Raw genomic sequence first — 19,938 nt, 5'->3', positions numbered from 1 at the left:
AGGCTAAGCCCGTGGACAATGTTCATGGGTTTTTCGCTGTAAAGGATATTTCATGCTGCTACCGAATGTATGAGGATAGAATGGGAATAGTTGATGGAGGCGTTATAATAATGGCAGAGACCAGAACGGGCCGGTACAACTCGGACATTATTCGCTCCTTGAAGGAGCATCTTCAGACGCTAATTGATCAAGAACGGCTGCAAGGCGCAAGTTTCGTTGTTTCGATTGACGGCGAAGTTGTTGCGAAGGAGGCATTGGGTTCAGCAGACGGTGCAAAAGCAAAGCCGTTCAGCGTGAACGCGATTAGACCCGTCCAATCGATCGTGAAACGACACCGGATTGGAAAACACGCCTCACCGAGCGAAGTCTGGCGACGGAACCAGGCAGCGAGTCAAGCTATTCTAACGTTGGTTTTGTTCTGCTGGGGCTCATTATTGCGCTGGTTTCCGGCATGACCTATGAGCAATTCGTAGAGGAACAGATCCTTAAGCCGCTTGGGATGACGATGACTTCATTTAAGCTTCCGCCTGAACATAAACCGCCTGTTTCGCTTGTATTTCCTCGGGAAGCAGACTGGTTGGATTCGCCTCTTTTTCGCGGAGGGACTATACCAATGGCTTGCGGCGGGTTATTATCTAGTTTGGACGATATACGGAAGATGGCCGAGATGCTCCTAAATAACGGCGTATATGCGGGAAAACGTATCTTAAGCGAGCAACTCGTTCGGCAAATGACGGCGGAAGGACTCGGGCTGTTCTTGGACGGCGAACGCATCGGCACGATGTCGGCGCGAACCTTCTCCCATCACGGCTATGGCTGGTCGATGTTCACCGTCGATCCTGAGCATAACTTGGTTGCGGTCGTATTCGTTCCGGGCATTGAAGATTTTGTACCGGAGTCCTTGCATCCGACCATGACCATAATCGGGTCTGGCGTTCAGTAGAATAAAGAAAGCGAAGTGTCTGTAACATGGTAAAAATCGGTGTCGATGCCGGCGGCACATTAATTAAACTGGCTTATACTTCTAAACAGGACGAGTCAATCTCGTTTATGACGTTTCCGGCAATGCAGCTAGAGCAAGTTGCGAGTTGGATTAAGGCTTTCGGTGACGAGGCGCAGATCAGCATAACAGGTGGAAAAGCTAGCCTGCTGCAGTCCATGCTGGGGAAACCGTCGCTTGGCATGGTGGAGTTTGAAGCCACATGCAGCGGTGTGCGATACCTGCTTCAGCAATCAGGCGTAACCGAAGAGGCGCACATCCTGACCAACGTTGGAACAGGCACGTCGATTCACTATTTCGACCATAGCGCTCAGAAGCGGCTTGGCGGAACCGGCGTTGGCGGCGGAACCCTTATGGGACTGTCTCAGGTGTTAACCGGAATCACGGATTATCATGAGCTCATCCAGCTCGCGGCAGCGGGAGATCGGGACCGTATCGACTTGAAGGTCAAACATATTTATCAAGGCGCGGAGCCTCCGATACCGGGGGATTTGACCGCAAGCAACTTCGGAAGAGTCTTCGCAGTAGCAGCTACCGATACGTTATCTAAGGAAGAGCTGCTAGCTTCCGTAGTGGGGCTTGTTGGGGAGACGGTGGCGACAGCCAGCGTGCTTGCGGCCGCTCAATATGATATTGCGTCTATTATTTTCGTAGGTTCATCGTTTATTCAGAACAATCTCCTAAAAGAGGTTGTCGAAGGGTACACCAGGCTGCGCGGCGCCACTCCGCTATTCATCAAGAATGGCGAATACAGCGGAGCCATTGGTGCGCTTCTGAATGTATCGAATTAACCAGACCGGGAATCCGTTTCGACGGAAACCCGTTTTTTTTCGCTCCAAATCACCGGTAAGATAATGAATTCACCTCGTCCAATCCCACAACAGGAAAAAAAAGTGCTTACAAAAAGGCGGATTTCTCTGATAAACTGAAATACAACTTCACCTACAAGCGCCATCCCCTTCAGAAAACGAGGTAATCCTATGCTGTCGTTGTTGCGAGATTCCATTAAAGGTCGCATGATCGCCATCTTGCTGCTCAGCTCCGTTGTGCCCTTGGCTTTGATCGGGAGCATGTCCTACTATTCGTTTCATTCCTTTATGGAAAACAAGCTGAAGAATGGGATTAACGAGAATGTGAAGAAGGAGCTAGTCAGCCTCGATAATATTTTGAAAAATATGAATTTCGCTTCACAGCAGCTGGCGCTGGACAAAACCATCACCTCGCGCATCCAAGAGTATTTGACCACGGACGATCAGATTCGCAAAACCGATATTTTGCTGCTTGTGCAGGATCGGATGTCGCTTATCAACTACACAAGCCCGTACGCCGGAGCGATTGCCCTGGTAGATGCGAAGAATAATCATTCCTTTATTCAAAGCTATCCGATGATGGACAAGATCACGATGTTCGACAATCCGCTGCTGCTGGAAGCGAACGGTGTCTCCTACTTTGCGCCGCATCGATCGACAGACAAGTATAATACGGACAATACGCAAGTATTCTCCATCGCCCGCAAAGTGAATGATTTTGATACGAATTCCTCGTTTTATGTCTATACGGAAAGCAACTTTAACACTTTGAAGCGGTTGTTCGACGACGTGCAATATGGCGAGCCCGTTAAGCATCTGCTGCTTGATGCCGAGAACCGGATCGTATTTAGCGAAGACCGCGCAAAATTCCCGCTGTTTGCTAAGTTTAGGATGGAAGATAAGGCTTCCGATGATCTGCGGTTCATCGCAGCCAGCGAGCAAGGCTGGAAGATTGCCGTCATTATGAAGGGCGATGCTTTTCAGAAGGAGATCAACTCTTGGCTTGGCAAATTCGTTACCGTCGGTTTGTTTACGCTGCTCCTCAGCTTGCTGCTTGCCTACATCTGTTGGCGGACGGTCTATCGACCGCTTCATGTATTCCGCCGAGAGATTGAGTGGGTAGGGGACAACCCTTCCTATCGTCCGCAGAAATGGCTGCGGCTTCGTGAGTTCGACGAGGTGCTGGGCCGATTCTATGCGATGAAAGAGCGCGTATTCGATTTGCTCAAGGAAATCGAGCGCCGGGAGAAGGCCAGGAGCAATGTGGAGGTCGAGAAGCTGCGGCATCAGATCAACCCGCATTTTATCCATAATACGCTGAACACGGTGCAGGTCATTGCCAAGATGAATAAGCAAAATGAGATTGTGAAGCTGATCACTCATTTCACCCGCATTCTGCATTACAACCTGGGCAAAGAAGGGACGCATGTGCGCGTGCAGGAAGAAGTCGATAATATCAACGACTATATGGCGCTGCAGAGCATCCGTTACAGCCATCAGTTTGAAGTGCAAATGGATGTGAATCCGTCGACGCTGGATGTCCTGATCCCGCGGTTTGTGCTGCAGCCGCTCGTCGAGAATGCGATTTATCACGGCTTCCGCAACCAAGACGGCACCATTAGCGTTCGGATCGAGCCTCATCCGGGGGGCGGGATTACGATGTGCGTATCCGATAACGGGGAAGGCATGTCGGAGGAACGGCTGCAATCGCTGCTCGAAGAGAAACACCCGGACTCACGATCGGTCGGGATGGGCATCGGGTTAAGCTTCGTGCATCGATTAATTCAAGCTTACTATGGAGAGAATTCAGGACTGCGAATCGAAAGCAAGCTTGGCGAGGGGACGGCAATTACAATTGAAATATGGACAGGGAAGGGAGGCGAGCAGCCATGATCCGAGCCATACTGGTCGATGATGAGCATATCGTACGCAAAGGATTAATTCATATTCTTCCATGGCAGAAGCATGGGATGGAGGTTGCCGCCGACTTTGAAGGCGGAGCGAAGGCGCTGGCTTGGATGGAGCATGAGCAGGTCGATTTGCTCGTCACCGATTTGTCGATGCCGGGAATGTCGGGCTTTGAGCTGATGCGCATCGTGAAGGAGCGGTTTCCGAATACGGAAACGGCGATTCTCACCTGTCATCAAGATTTTCAATATGTACAGGATGCGCTGCGGCTAGGCGCGATTGATTATATCGTGAAGACGGAGCTCGACGATGAGAAGCTCGACCGGTTGTTCGGACGCATTGCCGAGCGCCTTCTCGCGGACCGGGAAGAGAAGGCTTCCCGCGCGCAGCCGGCGCCTTCCCCAGCGCAGTCATCGGTTACGCTGCTGCTCGCGCTCAAGGCCGACTGCAAAGTGCAGGAGCTGTACGCGCAGCCCGGCTTGAACGACAAACCGCTCGTCGCCCTGCAAGGCAACGCCTGGTTTACGGAGGAGCTGGCGTTTCAGCCGGAAGGGGAGGCACAGGCGGGTTTGTCGGCACGCTGGGCGGTATTTTGCCTGCATCAGGTTGGCGTGAAGGATCGAAGCCGGCTCAAGTCGGTGCTGGATACCTATATCAAGCGTCACTCCTTCTACGTGATGGCGACAACCCAGTCGGCCGCAGCCGTGCATGATTCCATGCAGGATGTACTGCTATGGGAAACCAAGCCGGTTCGGGAGGACTGGATCAAAGGCTGGCGGAATTTCGACTGGCTGTTTCAGGATGAGGCATTCCAAACGTTTCTCGAGCAAATTGCCGAGCAAAGACCGGATCCCAACAAGCTGTGCGGCATGATTCACCAGACGGTCTGGGCGTGGAGAAGCATGCTGAGATGGACGGAACGGGACGAGCTGCTGCTGGAGCTCGGCGGCTTGCAAACCTGGGCGCAGTGGCAAAACTTCCTGCAGCGCGTTCGTCGTTCCCTTCGAGCTATTCTGGATCAGAGCGGCATCGATAAGGATATTACGGCGAGAATGATCCAATCGATCGAATGGTCGCTGCTGCGCTTGGATGAAGGGGTTACGCAGGAGGAGGCTGCTGCGGAGGTACACCTTAGCCGCGGCTATTTCAGCGACTGCTTCAAACGGACTACCGGCGCTACTTATAACGATTTCATGCGGATGCTTCGGATGGATCAGGCTAAACGATTACTCGTTCATAGCAGTCAAGCCATTCAGGAGATTGCGGCCAAATGCGGGTTCGCCGACGAATCGTATTTCCGTAAGCTATTCCGGCAGGAAACAGGCCGTTCACCGCGAGCTTACCGCGAAGAAGAAGCAGCGCTGGATGAGTTTATGCATTGGCCGCCGGTAGGCAAGTAAGGCGCGAATGTGAAAAATGTCTGCCGACCAGTGAAAATTGTACGATGAAGGACGCATGTTCTGACAAAGTTCAGTCAGGAGATGCGTTTTTTCTGTACTGCCCCCTGCTCAAAGCGCGTTATGATTGGAATCGAATCAAACACTATATTCATTGTCATAGAGAGGGGCTTTTGACAGAATGATTAAAAAGTGGGCAAGTTTGAGTTTGCTTGGGCTTATGGTTTTTGTAAGCGCATGCGGCAACAATGCCGGAAACAACAATGCAGCGAGCAACACGGCGGAAGGCAACAAAACCAATACAACGGCTGAAACGACAGAGACAACAGAACCGGCAGCTGAACCAGCGGTTGCAGCGGATCCATTCGGCAAGTATCCGGAACTGATTGAATTTACAACGATTAGACCGACAATGAACAATCCGAAGTTCCCTGAGGGCGAATCGTATGAAGAGAACGTCTTTAACAAATTCATGGAAGAGAAGTTGAATGTGAAGCCTAAATTCGTGTGGATGGCGCCGCAAGATGGTGACGCTTACAAGAAGAAGCTTGATCTTTCCATTGGCGGAAACGATATCCCGGATGTCTTCCAAATCGTCGGCAAGAGCATCACGGAGGTTCAAGCAACTGTGAAGCGCCTCGTGGAAGCCGACATGATCGAGGATATGACTGCTGTCTATGACCAATATGCTTCACCGGCCATCAAAGAAGCTTTCGCATCCGCAGACAACCGCGGTCTCGATCTATACAAGGTCGATGGCAAGCTTTACGGCATTCCGAGCCAAGGCAGTTTGGAGAACTTCAACTTTGTATGGGTTCGCGACGACTGGCGCAAGAAGCTGAACCTGGCCGAGCCGAAGACGATCGAAGACGTGGAGGCAATCGCCAAAGCGTTCAAAGAGAAAGATCCGGCTGGCAATGGCACAACGGTACCGATGGCGATGCAGATGCAAACGGAGACAGACGGTTTGTTCGGTCCCGGCTACATTTTCGACCAATTCGAAGCTTTCCCTCGCCTGTTCTATAAGGATGCATCCGACAAAGTCGTATACGGCGGTATCCAACCGCAAATTAAAGACAGCTTGAAGCTCATCGCTAACTTCTACAAAGAAGGTCTGATCGAGAAAGACTTCGCGCTTAAAGATACAGGTCAGCTGCAAGAGGTTCTGGCAAGCGGCCGCGCAGGCATCGTCGGTCAAGCATGGTGGGGCGTATGGTATCCATTGTTCATGACGCTGCAGAACGTTCCTGATGCGGATTGGAAGCCATATGCAATCCCTGCCAAAACAAACGGCAAGCTGAACATGGGCGCGATGAACACATCCGGTTCCGTCATGGTCGTTAAGAAAGGCTTCAAATACCCGGAACTGCCAATGAAATGGCTGAATGTCGTCAACGAAAACGACGATACGGAATGGTGGATCAAAACGACGCAAGAAAAGTATAAAGACGCCAACGAGAAAGCAACCGTATGGGGCGGCATGTCGATCCTGCGTACGGACGAAATCCTTAACCAAGCGAATGACATCGTAGCTGCCGTCAACGGCGAGAAGGATCCGGCAACGCTTCCGTTCAAGAACAACGATGCATTCCTGAACATCAAGAAGTTCATTGACGAGCTGCAAACGCAGCCGGCAAGCAAGAACGTGCTGCAATGGCAAAATACGCGCAGCTGGTATGACGCCATGGGTTCCGCATCCAAGCTGGGATTCAATACCGTCTACTCCGCTTTCGACGGCCAAACGCCGACGATGGAGAAGAAGCTGACTGCGCTGAACGAGCTGCAAATGAAGGCCTACCACCGCATCATTATGGGTAAAGCCGATGCAGATGCCGAGTTCGATCAATTCGTGAAGGATTGGAAAGCGCAAGGCGGAGACGATATCTTGAAAGAAATCAACGAAGCATTAAGCAAATAACCTGTACTTGAATGGTGGAAGGACGCGAGGCAGTGTCTTGCGTCCTTCTATTCATTACGAATGATATCTGAAGCGGAGGTAATGCGAGTGCGCCGCAAATGGTCTGAGCAAATCCATTTTAACCTGATGCTGCTCCCCGGCATGTTGCTTGTCTTATTATTTACAATCTGGCCTATGGGCGGCATTGTGCTGGCGTTCAAACATTTTATTCCGACTAAAGGAATTTGGAGTTCGCCATGGACAGGCTGGGAGAACTACTCCTTCGTCTTTGACACGCCTGTAGCGTTACGCGTTTTTAAGAATACGGTCATCATCGCGCTAATGAAGATTGCTTTCGGCTTCTTTATTCCAATCGTATTTGCACTCATGCTCAATGAACTGCGCATCCATTGGTTTAAGCGTACGGTTCAAACCATCGTTTATTTGCCGCACTTCCTTTCATGGGTTCTGCTTGCGGGTATTCTAAGAGATTTCTTCGCCGTAGACGGCATTGTTAATCAATTGCTTGGCAAGTTTGGCGTTAACGAGATTATGTTTATGGGTGACAACTTCTGGTTCCGTACCATCATTGTCGGCTCCGATATATGGAAAGAGTTCGGCTTTGGCACGATTATCTATTTGGCGGCACTGACAGGTATTAATCCTTCGCTATACGAGGCAGCCGACATTGACGGCGCAACTCGGATGCAGAAGCTGAAATACGTCACACTGCCGGGCATCGCAACCACGATCGTTCTGGTCGGCACGCTCAGTTTGCAAAACGTACTGAATGCCGGTTTTGATCAAATATTCAATCTGTACAACACGCTGGTCTACGATTCCTCCGACATCATCGACACGTACGTGTTTAGGGCCGGTATCGAGGAAGGGCATTATGAGGTCGGAACAGCTATCGGTTTATTGAAATCAGGCGTCAGCTTTGTGCTGATTATCATCTCATATGGTCTGGCCAGTCGATTAGCCAACTATCGCATTTTCTAGCAGAAGGAGGAATTCCGCATGGTCCGCAATCAAACGATGGGCACCAAAGCAGCAGAAGCTGTTCTGATTCTCATTCTTGCGCTCATTTCGTTCTCATCTTTGTTCCCGATCATTCATAACTTGGCGATTTCCTTCAGCTCGCCAGCGAAAGCGATGGCCGGCTTTGTCACTTTCTTTCCGAAGGGCTTCACCGTTGATTCTTACATGAAATTGTTTGAGGACAATGTATTCTTTCAATCGTTCTGGATTTCGGTCAAACGGGTAGGCGTCACCTGCTTAATCAGCTTCTTCATTTCGCTGCTGATGGCTTACCCGCTGTCCCGCTCGAAGAGAGAGTTCAAGCTCCGCGACGTCTATATGTGGCTGCTGATCTTCTCGATGATGTTTAACGGCGGATTAATTCCGTTCTACCTCGTTATCCGTCAGATGGGACTGATGAACTCGTTCTGGGTGCTCGTGCTCCCAATGCTGGTTAACGTATTTAACGTCATTCTGATCGTGAACTATTTCCGCAGCATTCCCAAAGAGCTTGATGAGTCGGCCTCGATGGATGGCGCTGGCCCGTGGTTCAAAGTGTTCCGCATCTATATGCCGCTATCCATGCCGGTGCTTGCGACAACGACGCTGTTCCTGATCGTAACCGTGTGGAATGAATTTATGCTCGGACTCATCTTCATCAACCATGAGGACAGTATTCCGCTCCAGACTTACATGCAGCAGATTGTTGTACGGATCGATCCGACGCTGATTAAATCGATTGAAGACGTGAAGCGCTTGGCATCGGTATCTGACAAAACATTGGGAGCGGCCAAAATCTTCGCTTCCATGCTGCCGATCATGCTTGTCTATCCATTCCTGCAGCGGTTCTTCATCTCCGGTATTATGCTGGGTTCCGTTAAGGAATAAGCGAGGGTACCGGCTGGCAAAGGAGGTTTGCAGCTAGCTATGCGACAAACAAACTCGATTAGCTTCGGGGACTTGCTGAAACAGGGAGAAGGCCTTCGGGCCTCCTTGGAAGGCGGCGAGCGGAGCGCGTATTTCAAACAATTCGATTCGCTGTTCGCCGCGATCCCGGAAACGGAGAAAGAAGTATGGCTGGAAGCGTATATGATTTTGGCCGCTCAGTTTCTAGCATTTATGCATAAGAACGGCATCTCCTTCGCGGAGCTTGAGCCGCTGGACGCGGATGCGCTTCTGCGCTGGGATGCCCACAGCTCGGCGAGGCAGGCTGCCGATTACTTGCGGGCATTCGCAGGCGCGCTGCTTCAATGTCCCGGCTACCGGGATGAAGGCGGATGGCTGGAAAGCCTGCACGCCTACATTGAGAAGCATCTCGACGAGGATCTGTCGTTAACGAGGCTCGCCGAGACGGTCTACTTCAATCCGAGCTATCTATGCCGATTGTATAAGCAGACGACCGGGCGCGCGCTGTTCGATTACGTCGCCGAGGCGAAGCTGACGCGGGCGAAGCGATACTTGAAAGAATCGCCGCGATTGAAGGTTCACGAGATCGCGCGCAAGGTAGGGTTTGGCTCTCCCGCGCATTTCACGCGCGTCTTCAAGAAGCATTCGCTGCTTACGCCCGCGCAGTATCGTGAGGCGTATGCGCGATAGAATAGGATGGTACGGAGAACCGCTGTAGCAGGATAATCTGCTACAGCGGTTTTTTCGCGCGCGGAACTCTAGCAAATGAATAAATAATGCTATATTGACAACTATGAAACTTAAGGATACTTTGTATATCTATGGAAGATTTGAGGGTGACTCTAGTACTGACTTTGGAGGAGGACGAACGTGGGCTTACAGAAATTCGGCGAGCAAACGACCGCGCTGTTTCGGGAAGCATTGAACCAGTTCATCGAGAAGGTCAAGAAGGATGATCAAGTGATTGCGGCTGTGCTGCTTGGCAGCTTATCGTATGACCAAGTATGGGAGAAATCGGACATCGATTTAAAGCTGATCGTGCATGATCAGAAGCTGGGTTCGGGTTATATGTGCTTCGTGGAGAATGATGTCCCTATTAACGCCAGCATTCAGACTCGCAATGAGTTCAAGCGCTGGATCGAACGATCCGTGGGCGGCTCCATTTCGCAGTCGATGCTTTATCGCAGTACGCTGTTGTTCACGAAGGATGCTTCGATTACGGAATATTTTGAACAAATACGGATTGTCGGCGAGCGCGACAGGCAGCTTCAGCTGCAGCAGCTCGGAGGGTATTCGCTTGGGCTACTGGCTAAGGCGGAGAAGTGGCTGTATGTGAAACGGGACGCGGTTTACAGTGCTTTCTGGATTATTAAGATGGTCGATGTCTTGTCGCAGATCGAGGTGCTGCTGAACGAGGATGTGCCTATGCGGGAGGCGGTCAAACAGGCGCTCACCTACAACCCGGACTTCTTCCGTGTGATCTACACGGAGATGGTGCTCGGTAAGGTTACGGAGGCTGGCGTTCAATCCGCAATCGATCAGATCAATGGGTATTTGAACGCTAGGGCTGAGAAGCTCTTCCAGCCGATGCTCGCATATTTGAAGGAAGAAGCGGATGTCCGCACCGTCACGGATATTGTTTTGAAGTTTAAGCCGGTTATCGAGACCGACACGGGCTCTGCAACAACGATATGTGATTGGCTTGCGGATCGAGGGCTGCTAATGAAGATGGAATCAGAGACGAAGGCCACGCCGAAGAGCCGGATTATGCTGCTTGAACCGGCGTACTTAGTGGAGAGCGACGAGTTTCCAGAGTGGGAGAGGGGCTAGCGCGGATGAAGAAGTTTATCGAGGTACGCGGTGCAAGGCAGAATAATCTGAAGAACATTGACGTCGATATTCCGCGGGACCAGCTCACGGTCATTACCGGGGTCAGCGGTTCGGGCAAATCTTCATTGGCCTTCGATGTTATCTATGGGGAAGGACAGCGCCGGTTTCTCGAGTCGCTTTCGACCTTCGCCAAAAGCCGGATGAATCAGTTGAAGAAACCGGACGTCGACTTCGTGTTCGGCTTGTCCCCTGTTATCGCCATTGAACAGAAGAAGGGGATCGTCAATCCGAGGTCCACCGTCGGCACCATGACGGATATCTATGACTTCATGCGGCTGCTCTTCGCCTCGGTAGGCGAGGCCTGCTGTCCCTTCTGCGAGCATCCCGTGCCGATTCGGTCGGCGGAGCAGATGATCGATCATATCAAGCAGCTGCCGAAAGGGACGGAGCTTGAGGTGCTGGCGCCGGTGTACAAAATCTTCGGTGAGAACTACGAAACAACGCTGGATGAGATTCGTTCGAAGGGCTTTCGAACCGTTCGTATCGAAGGGACCAGGCATAGCCTCGGTGATCCGATCGAGCTTGAAGAGGAAGCGGAGTATAGAATCGAGGTCGTCGTCGATAAAGTCATCGTCCAAGCGGACGCCTTCAAGGCGCTTGCCAAAACGATCGAGAACAGCTTGAAGCTGGTGGGAGAAGGGTTCATTCGCTTTGAGATCGTTCATGTACCGGATGGTGTACAGGTTGATGAAGATAAGTTCTATCGGGGCTTTGCTTGCCCGGAGCATCATCTGACGATGGGAGAGCTGCAGTCGAGCTATTTCTCCTTCAACGATCCCAATAGCGCTTGCCGGACCTGCGGCGGACTTGGTACATTCATGCGCGCCGAAGTTAAGTTTCTGGTGAAGAACCCGGACAAGAGCATCAACAAGGGAGCGATTGATCAGAAGCTGCTCGGCACCAGCACCGGTACCTGGCATTGGTCGATTGTTCGCAGCGCGGCCGTACACTACGGGTTCAGTTTGGATACGCCTTATAGGGAGCTGTCTGAGGCGGCCAAGAACATTATGATGTATGGGTCGAAAGGAGAGAAGTTCCCTTTCATTCCGGGCGAAGAAGCGACTAAATCGCAAGAACGCCATGCTGGCAAAATGATGACTTTCAACGGTATGGTTCATACCATCAACTGGTGGTATAAGCTTTACTTGAAGCGTAAAGAGCAGTCTGCCGGGGATGACGAGTTCTACAAACGGGTGATGGTTGAACATACGTGCCCGGATTGCGATGGACGCAAGCTGCGGCCTCAGCGATTCGCTGTGAAGGTCGGCGATGCCGATCTGCATCAGCTCTGCAATAGCTCTTTGCTTGAGCTGAGCATGTTCTTGAAGAACATTACGTTCGCGCCTCAACATGCGGTTGTGGGTAAGCAGATCGTCGCGGAGATCGATTCAAGGATCGATCTGCTGCTGGATATCGGCCTTGATTATTTGAGCCTTGGCCGCCGCTCCGATACGATATCGGGCGGTGAAGCGCAGCGTATCCGGCTCTCTACGCAGATCAGCTCGGGTCTGATGGGGATGCTGTATGTACTGGATGAACCGAGCATTGGGCTGCATGCGAGGGATAGTATTCGCATCATCGACACGCTTAAGAAGCTGCGCGATATCGGGAATACGATTATCGTAGTCGAGCATGATTTGGATACGATCAAAAGTGCCGACCATATTATTGAGGTCGGACCGGAGCCGGGGCTGCAAGGCGGCCGCATTACTGCTGAGGGCACTGCAGAGCAGCTGCGGGCGAATCCCGATTCCATCACCGGCTCGTTTCTGGCGGGGGTGCGGCGAATCGAGGTTCCAGCTGCGCGCCGTCAGTCGGATGGCCGGATGCTGTCCCTGCGAGGCGCGAGAGCGAACAATCTGCGCAACGTAGATGTCGATTTGCCGCTAGGCGTGCTCGTCTGCATCACGGGTGTCTCCGGTTCCGGCAAAAGCACGCTGATCAATGAGGTCATCTGCAAGCAGCTCTATGCGACCTTCCAAGATGCGCGTATTGTTCCTGGCGAGCATGACGAGCTGACCGGCCATGAGCATTTGACGGGTATTATCAACATCGACCAGTCTCCGATTGGGCGCAGCTCGCGTTCGAACCCTGCGACGTATGTCGGGTTCTTCGATAAGATTCGTGAGCTTTATGCGGCTGCTGCCAGCGCAGCGGGGAAGTCGCTAGCGAAGAATGACTTCAGCTTTAACCAGAAGAACGGCGGACGCTGCGAGAACTGTCAGGGCGAAGGTATTGTAACGACGGCGCTCCAGTTCATGCCGGATGTCGAGTCGGTATGTCCTGTTTGCAAAGGAGCACGGTTCAACGAGGAAGTGCTCGATGTTCGGATTCGCGAGAAGAATATCGCGCAGGTGCTGGAGATGAGCATCGAGGATGCCGTTCGATTCTTCGATGATCAGTCTTATATTCAACATAAATTGAAAGTGCTGCACCAGCTGGGACTTGGCTATCTGCGCCTTGGCCAATCGTCTACTACGCTGTCCGGCGGTGAAGCGCAGCGGATCAAGCTGGCGACGGAGCTAAGCAAGATTGTCCGGGGCTCGCACAATCTGTACGTGCTGGATGAGCCGACTACAGGTCTGCATCTGAGCGATATTCAGAAGCTCATCGATTGTCTTCATCAGCTCGTAGAAGCGGGGCACACCGTCGTGGTAATCGAGCATCATCTGGATCTGATCAAGGTGGCCGATCATGTCATCGACATGGGGCCGGAGGGCGGCAAGAAAGGCGGCATGGTCGTCGCATCCGGCACACCTGAGGAAGTGGCGCGTACGGAAGGCTCGCTGACCGGTAAGTTTCTGCGCGAAATGTTGGCGGTGGAGTCGCAGGCGGTAGGCTGAGTGGATGAGGGGCAGGTTCTCTTGTTTTGCCGACAGCCGCGTAACTACGCGAAATAGCTCTTATTGTAGAGAAACCCGCCGTTTATTAAACGGCGGGTTTAGGCGTCCTGAATACTCTAACGAACCGTACAGCGCTTATTTGTCCATTTATGGCTCCGAAAAAATGCTAACGAACCGTAGGGGCTCTATTTGACGGTTTTTTGAGTATTAGGATCCCATTATGCCGAAATAACGCCTCTATGGTTCGTTAGATTCTCGAAGCCCCGAAATTCGGCCAAATAACGCCCCTTCGGTTCGTTAGATTTTCGCGGGTGCAAGATGATGGGCGAGAGAAGGAGTTTTTTTCTACTATCTCGACAGCTTAAGGCGGTGCAGATACATAAATCTGCACCACCTTTTTCGCGTTGTTGCTAGAACTGTCTTTCGGCCGCCAGGCGATAGGCTGCTTTGGACCGTAGACCAACCAGTTTATCCATGGGCTGTCCGTTCTTGAAGACAATAACGGTCGGCGTGCCCATGACGCCGGCTGAAGCAGCGGCTTCTGGCAGTTTATCGCAGTCGACGTACGCGATGCGAAGCTGATGCTCCAGTTCCGCGCCTAATTCTTCCAGTACGGGAAGCAGCGCATGGCATGGCGGACAGTGGGGCGCGCCGTAATCGACCAGCACGACCCCATTCTCAACGAGTTGATGCAGATGCTCCATGCTCCGGGCTTGTTCAATTCCCATAAAACTCACTCCTTGCTTGAGGCGATGGTTTCCGACTGAACGGCGGCAATCCGATCGACTAAATTCGTTCGGATTTGATTTAACTGCATAATTTGTGCATCAATCTCTGCCAGCTTCCGTTCATAAACCGGCATGATTTCACTGCAAAATGCTTCCTTGTTCCGCAAGACACAAGTAAGAAACCCGGCAATTTGCTCCGTCGTCAGGCCCAAGTTCAGATAGAGCTTGATCGTCTCCACCGTGTGAACGGTTAAGGGTGAATATTCACGATAACCGTTGGCTTGACGCAGCGGGGAGATCAAGCCTTGCTGTTCATAGTAACGGAGGGAACGAATGCTCACTCCTGTTTCTTTGGCTAATTGACCGATTTTCATGGGCATCCTCTCTTCGCAATACCTGGTTTCCAGCTCATTATAAAGGGTGACATTAATGTCAGAGTCAAGTTCTAATTTATGAAGCTAACTTCATTGCTACAGATATCGCAAGAGCTGATGGAGTTCATCGATATGTCCGAGCGGAACAACGCCTCTTCGTTCCAGCTCCGGTTGATTGGCCTGATAAGCAATAAATCGGATGCCTGCTTCCATCGCGGCTTTACCATCAATCCAGGCATCGCCAACGGACAACCAATCCTCCTGTGAAAGGTGAGGATAGCGTCCAAGAATATGATGGATGCCCAATGGTGAGGGCTTCATGGTTACTGCTTGCTCGCGGCCAATAACATGCTCGAAAAACATCTCGATTCCCGTGGAACGGAGCGCTTGTATGGCGGCGGCATACGAATTGTTAGTGAGAATCGTTAGGTGGAAGTCATCTTGCAGCTGCTTGAGGAGTTCAATGACACCGGGTTCCAGCCCCGCATCCTTCATCCCCACTTGTTCTAACTCCGCCACAATTGTCCAAACCGCCTGCTCTGTTTCTCCCGTGAACTTCGGCGATAACCGGGCATGCTCAATGAGTGTGGACGCCGTAAATTCATTTAGCGGAAGATCTTCCGTGATAATGCCATCTCGGACTAACAACGTGTGAACCTCGTTCTTCATCTGCTTGAAGTCAATGCGCGAGCGGAGAAGCGTGTTATCCATATCCAAAATAATACCTTGTCGCTTTAATGGAACCATAGGAGCAGCCCCTTCATATGGGATTGTTGAATTGGATGATTGCCGGAAGTAGTTGCTGCGTGTGTACGCATTCTATCATGCTTATTTACAAGAAAAAAGCCCCTAAGCTCTCGAATAAGCTTAACCCTGTCTCCGCCAATCCCGCCTCTCCCGTCCTCACCCCCGCCCGAGGAAGCTGAGAGTCACAAAATGTGACTCTCAGTAGCGAAAACAAACCAAAAAGAGCTGAGAGTTCGAAAATCGGACTCTCAGCTCCCAAACTAACCCAACCCGCCCTCGCCGGAGGCTGAGAGTCGCAAAACGCGACCCTAAGCGGCGAAACCGCGCCAAAAAAGAGCTGAGAGTAGGGGAATCCAACTCTCAGCTCCCAAACTAACCCAACCCCTGCCAAAAAGCAGCTGAGAGTACGGAAATCGAACTCTCAGCTCCCCAACTAACGGAATTCCGCCCCCGCCGGAGGCTGAGAGTCTCAAAACACGACTCTCAGCGGTGAAAACCCACCAAAAAAGAGCTGAGAGTAGGAAAATCGAACTCTCAGCTCCCCAACTAACCTAACCCTGCCCTCGCCGGAAGCTGAGAATCGCAAAATGCGACTCTCAGCGGCGGAACCGCGCCAAAAAAGAGCTGAGAGTAGGAAAATCCAACTCTCAGCTCCCGAACTAACCGAATCCCGTGGCCGTGGATTGGTGGACAATCCATATATTATAGACGATCTATTGAATATCACGATAATAGATAGATATATTTTAAATCATCTATGATTTCAGTGCCTGGAGAAGATATGGCACGGAGCAGGAGGCGCACGTGATGTGCATGACAGGAAACCGATACGATCTCAACAACAATTGCTTAATTGAATTCGGTTATCGAGATGGGACTGCAGCGGAATCTACGCATGAATCGCTCTAATTGGCAGATCGTCTTAGTTTTATCCCATATCCTCCAAGATGAACGGACGTTTCGGGTGTAAATTGAAGATATATCCGATTCATAAAGGGGACTTGAGAGCATGTTGAATTCGAAAATCCAACTGACTAACGAGCATGTGGAATTTTACAGAGAAAATGGCTTCGTGCAGGTCGATAATATTCTTTCGCAAGAAGAGCTTGCCGAGCTTCGCGAATATATGGACGAAACGATGAATAACAAAGGCGCTCGCGGGCTGCAAACCGATCAAGCCGGAGGCGCGTATTACAAGGTGCTGAACCAGCGCGTGAACACGTGGCGGGATCATGGAGGCATGGCACGATTCGTGCTCGGAGAGCGTTTCGCGGATATGGGCAAGCAGCTGACCGGGTTCGAAGGCATTCGACTCTTCCATGACCATGCGCTGCTCAAGATGCCGGGGGATTCCAAAGTAACGCCTTGGCATCAAGACAGACCTTACTGGCCGATTAAAGATACGGATCCGATGGTCGCCTTCTCGATATGGATTGCGCTTGACGATGTCGATGAGAACAATGGCTGCATGATGTTCGTTCCGAAATCGCAGAAGATCCGCAACCTGAAAGGCGTTGATCTCGTTACGCCTGAGGATATTTTCTCGCAAGAAGGCGCGAGGGATGCGGACCGCAACACGGCTGTAATCTGCCGTATGAAAGCGGGCAGCTGTACGTTCCACGACGGCATGACCTTCCATTTCGCACATGCGAACAATTCCGAGAAGCCGCGCCGTGCACTTGCCATCGTCTTTCTTAAGGACGGCACGAGCTATAGCGGAGCGGGGCATGTGTGCACAGACGGCCTCGGCTGGGAAGTGGGCGACAAGATTCAAGGAGGCTTAATGCCGAAGCTTGCTTAACATGCATTTATCCAACTTCTGGGTAATTATTGCAACGCAATTGTAATGTAACTGACATGCCAAATTCATCTGGTTTTAATCTTCGGCGCCTATAATAAGACTCAACCCCCTATTATATATATTCTTTTAAGACCCGCGGCCCGTTGCTGCGGGTCTCCTTTTTTGTAGGCCGAAACGCCAAATGTCTGCTTCATCTCCAAATGGTCAATACTGCGCAATAAGAAGATTAATAGACTTTACAAACGATTTTTGCGGGTGTTATGCTGAAGGCATTCAGTTTATGCTAAGAAACATAAAACATATTATAAATGGGGAACGCTCGATGCTGGAACTGTCTATCAACGAACCGGATGAACTAGTTAAGGTGGCGCATGCGCTTTCGTCGCATACCAGATTGAAGATTATTAAGCTGCTTTTGAACCATAACAATATGAACATAAATGAGATCGGCGAGAAATTGGGCATTCCGGTATCCACGGCCGGCGTGAACGTAAAGGTTCTGGAAGAGGCGGGCCTTATACTGACGGAAATTTTGCCGGCAAGCCGCGGCGCGATGAAAGTATGCAAGCGGAATTTCGACGACGTCAGAATGGTATTGAACCCGATCAAGGGCTACATAAAGAAGGAACAAATTTTCGAAATCGAAATGCCGATCGGCCATTACGTCGATGTTGAAGTACACCCGACTTGCGGGATCGCCAATAGCGAGACGATGGTCATTCCCGAAGACGATCCGGCCAGCTTCTTTCATCCGGAATGCCGGACCGCGCAGATCGTCTGGCTGAGACAAGGCTGGATCGAATACCGGTTTCCTCGCTCGCTGCCGCGGAACATTGATATGAAAGCGATCGAATTCTCGCTGGAGCTTTGTTCGGAGGCCCCTAATTTCAATAATGACTGGCCGTCGGATATTACGGTTTGGATCAATGACGTCGAAGTGGGGACGTGGACATCTCCCGGTGATTTCGGCGACAGCAGAGGCAAGAACAATCCGGAATGGTGGCATGACAGCAGCACGCAATACGGACTGTTAAAGACGTTCCGGGTCGACAAGGACAAGAGCACGGTGGATAATCACAAGGTTTCGGATGTAAAGCTGCAAGATCTGCACATCGATGCTCAGCCGAATATACGGTTCAAAGTCGGCGTGAAGCCGGATGCCATCCACAAGGGCGGGCTCAATCTATTCGGCCGCGGATTCGGAAACTATGACCAGGACATTATTATGAAGGTTCATTATGAGCCTGCCATGACTGAGTAAAACAACATAGTTGTTTATAACAGCGCATTAGCGCTTGTTTTTTGTTATTAATAACAATAAAGTTGTTAGAAAGCGTTGACATTGATTGTGAAGAGAACATATAATTTGTTTTATAATGCAAGACATGTTTTGGTTAATGGCATTATTGGCTATCTGGATGGGGGAATGGAATCGTTTCTTGCAAATTCGAGATGGGAATCTGCAAATTTATCATAAGCGGTACTCCAATATTTCGATTGAAACATAAAAGTTGTTTATAACTTTTCCGGACTGGACGGAACGATTCTGGAACACGATGGAAAGCTGTACTTTATGTATGCCGGCTACGGACATTTTCCCGAATATGGCTCTGCGATTTACGCTGCTTTGATGACCAATCCGTGGACGCTGACAGGACCCGAGGTATTGCTGACAAAACCGGAATTCGAGTGGGAGAAGCAAGGCGGAATGGCGATCAATGAAGGCCCTTGTTTCCTCGTTCGAAACGGAAAGGTCTTCCTCATCTACTCTGCCAGTACGACTTGGTCGGACGAGTACTCATTAGGCATGCTTGCGGCGGATACATCAAGCAACCTGCTTGATCCGAATTCATGGACTAAAAGCACTCAACCGGTATTCGCGAAATGTACGGAAAGCGCCGTATATGCTCCCGGCCATAACAGCTTCACGCAATCGCCGGATGGCCTCGAGGATTGGATCGTCTATCATGCGATTCCGCAGTCGGAGGGCGGTGCGGGCATGAGACAGCCTCGCATGCAGAAGTTCGGTTGGACAGCAGCGGGCTATCCGGACTTCGGTAAACCGCTTGCCTCCGGCGTCGACTATCCTGTTCCATCCGGAGAGGGCTCGGAGGAAATTGGCTAATGATGCGAAGCAAACCGAGAATGACGGCCTTATTGCTTATCCTCATCGTTCTAGCTGCAGCCGCTTGGTGGTTCTATCACCATAAGGAACAGCAGAATGGCAATACGGCGTACACCAATCCTATCTTCGATCACGATGCACCTGATCCGACCGCGATGAAAGCGGAAGATGGCTATTATTATGCGATTTCGACCCAAAGTAACTATGACGGCAATGTCGTTACGTTCCCGTTCCCGATTCTGCAATCTGCGGATCTCGTGCATTGGGAGAGGAAAGGAGCCGTATTCACGTCCGAGCAGCTCCCATCTTGGGCAACGCTCGATTATATGTGGGCGCCCCATCTGACCTTCTACAAGGGAAAATATTATGTGTACTACTCTACTAAAGTGAATGACGGCGATCCGTTGAAAGGAATGGGGATTGGCGTCGCGGCCGCGGATCACCCGCTAGGGCCTTAAAAAAACAGATACGGCTTATAAGAGTCGCGTACTGA

At 51.1% G+C, this 19,938-nt stretch carries 18 protein-coding genes; 15 read left to right on the top strand and 3 right to left on the bottom strand.

Annotation, left to right across the window (positions count from 1 at the left end):
* The first annotated feature begins 110 nt into the window (after positions 1-110).
* The 11 genes from AC6ESO_RS19440 to uvrA all read left to right on the top strand — a co-directional run bounded on the left by AC6ESO_RS19440 (position 111) and on the right by uvrA (position 13,670).
* On the top strand, positions 111-455 hold the full coding sequence (locus AC6ESO_RS19440; RefSeq protein ID WP_497092799.1) for a hypothetical protein: 345 nt from the start codon (positions 111-113) through the stop codon (positions 453-455).
* Positions 368-943 carry a serine hydrolase domain-containing protein gene (locus AC6ESO_RS19435; protein ID WP_497093010.1) on the top strand — a complete coding sequence of 192 codons (576 nt, stop codon included), beginning with the start codon at positions 368-370 and terminating at the stop codon, positions 941-943. The genes AC6ESO_RS19440 and AC6ESO_RS19435 overlap by 88 nt, the downstream gene beginning before the upstream one ends.
* 26 nt (positions 944-969) lie before the next feature.
* Positions 970-1,791 (top strand): type II pantothenate kinase, encoded by an 822-nt coding sequence (gene coaW / locus AC6ESO_RS19430; protein ID WP_497092798.1) that lies wholly within the window; start codon positions 970-972, stop codon positions 1,789-1,791.
* 189 nt (positions 1,792-1,980) lie between these two features.
* Positions 1,981-3,702 carry a cache domain-containing sensor histidine kinase gene (locus tag AC6ESO_RS19425; RefSeq protein ID WP_497092797.1) on the top strand — a complete coding sequence of 574 codons (1,722 nt, stop codon included), beginning with the start codon at positions 1,981-1,983 and terminating at the stop codon, positions 3,700-3,702.
* Complete coding sequence (locus AC6ESO_RS19420; RefSeq protein WP_497092796.1) at positions 3,699-5,117, top strand: response regulator transcription factor; 1,419 nt, start codon at positions 3,699-3,701, stop codon at positions 5,115-5,117. The genes AC6ESO_RS19425 and AC6ESO_RS19420 overlap by 4 nt, the downstream gene beginning before the upstream one ends.
* A 178-nt stretch (positions 5,118-5,295) precedes the next feature.
* Positions 5,296-7,032: a type 2 periplasmic-binding domain-containing protein gene (locus tag AC6ESO_RS19415; protein WP_497092795.1), complete on the top strand. Its 1,737-nt coding sequence runs from the start codon at positions 5,296-5,298 to the stop codon at positions 7,030-7,032.
* Positions 7,033-7,113: 81 nt separating this feature from the next.
* Positions 7,114-8,013 carry an ABC transporter permease subunit gene (locus tag AC6ESO_RS19410; protein ID WP_494820943.1) on the top strand — a complete coding sequence of 300 codons (900 nt, stop codon included), beginning with the start codon at positions 7,114-7,116 and terminating at the stop codon, positions 8,011-8,013.
* Positions 8,014-8,031: 18 nt separating this feature from the next.
* Positions 8,032-8,919: an ABC transporter permease subunit gene (locus AC6ESO_RS19405; RefSeq protein ID WP_494820942.1), complete on the top strand. Its 888-nt coding sequence runs from the start codon at positions 8,032-8,034 to the stop codon at positions 8,917-8,919.
* Positions 8,920-8,958: 39 nt separating this feature from the next.
* Positions 8,959-9,627: a helix-turn-helix transcriptional regulator gene (locus AC6ESO_RS19400; RefSeq protein WP_497092794.1), complete on the top strand. Its 669-nt coding sequence runs from the start codon at positions 8,959-8,961 to the stop codon at positions 9,625-9,627.
* Between the two features lie 180 nt (positions 9,628-9,807).
* Positions 9,808-10,767: a hypothetical protein gene (locus tag AC6ESO_RS19395; protein ID WP_497092793.1), complete on the top strand. Its 960-nt coding sequence runs from the start codon at positions 9,808-9,810 to the stop codon at positions 10,765-10,767.
* Positions 10,768-10,772: 5 nt separating this feature from the next.
* Positions 10,773-13,670 carry an excinuclease ABC subunit UvrA gene (gene uvrA / locus AC6ESO_RS19390; protein ID WP_497092792.1) on the top strand — a complete coding sequence of 966 codons (2,898 nt, stop codon included), beginning with the start codon at positions 10,773-10,775 and terminating at the stop codon, positions 13,668-13,670.
* A gap of 410 nt (positions 13,671-14,080) precedes the next feature.
* Here uvrA and AC6ESO_RS19385 read toward each other — a convergent pair whose 3' ends face one another.
* The 3 genes from AC6ESO_RS19385 to AC6ESO_RS19375 all read right to left on the bottom strand — a co-directional run bounded on the left by AC6ESO_RS19385 (position 14,081) and on the right by AC6ESO_RS19375 (position 15,519).
* Positions 14,081-14,398 carry a thioredoxin family protein gene (locus tag AC6ESO_RS19385; protein ID WP_497092791.1) on the bottom strand — a complete coding sequence of 106 codons (318 nt, stop codon included), beginning with the start codon at positions 14,396-14,398 and terminating at the stop codon, positions 14,081-14,083.
* Positions 14,399-14,403: 5 nt separating this feature from the next.
* Positions 14,404-14,772: a MerR family transcriptional regulator gene (locus AC6ESO_RS19380; RefSeq protein ID WP_497092790.1), complete on the bottom strand. Its 369-nt coding sequence runs from the start codon at positions 14,770-14,772 to the stop codon at positions 14,404-14,406.
* A 96-nt stretch (positions 14,773-14,868) separates the two neighbouring features.
* Positions 14,869-15,519 (bottom strand): HAD family hydrolase, encoded by a 651-nt coding sequence (locus AC6ESO_RS19375; protein ID WP_497092789.1) that lies wholly within the window; start codon positions 15,517-15,519, stop codon positions 14,869-14,871.
* 1,009 nt (positions 15,520-16,528) lie between these two features.
* Here AC6ESO_RS19375 and AC6ESO_RS19370 point away from each other — a divergent pair.
* From AC6ESO_RS19370 to AC6ESO_RS19355, 4 genes are all read left to right on the top strand, one after another.
* Positions 16,529-17,320, top strand: coding sequence for a phytanoyl-CoA dioxygenase family protein (locus AC6ESO_RS19370; protein WP_497092788.1), 792 nt, complete (start codon positions 16,529-16,531; stop codon positions 17,318-17,320).
* 322 nt (positions 17,321-17,642) lie between these two features.
* Positions 17,643-18,581 carry an ArsR/SmtB family transcription factor gene (locus tag AC6ESO_RS19365; protein ID WP_497092787.1) on the top strand — a complete coding sequence of 313 codons (939 nt, stop codon included), beginning with the start codon at positions 17,643-17,645 and terminating at the stop codon, positions 18,579-18,581.
* 243 nt (positions 18,582-18,824) lie between these two features.
* Complete coding sequence (locus tag AC6ESO_RS19360; protein WP_497093009.1) at positions 18,825-19,445, top strand: glycoside hydrolase family 43 protein; 621 nt, start codon at positions 18,825-18,827, stop codon at positions 19,443-19,445.
* Entirely contained in the window at positions 19,445-19,903 is a 459-nt protein-coding gene (locus AC6ESO_RS19355) for a family 43 glycosylhydrolase (protein WP_497092786.1), read from the top strand. Before AC6ESO_RS19360 ends, AC6ESO_RS19355 begins: the two co-directional genes overlap by 1 nt.
* The last annotated feature ends 35 nt before the right edge of the window (positions 19,904-19,938 follow it).

It is taken from the genome of Paenibacillus rhizoryzae (genome assembly GCF_059686995.1).
Note: the sequence above shows the minus strand (reverse complement) of the source record. Positions and strands in the feature narration are given on the sequence as shown.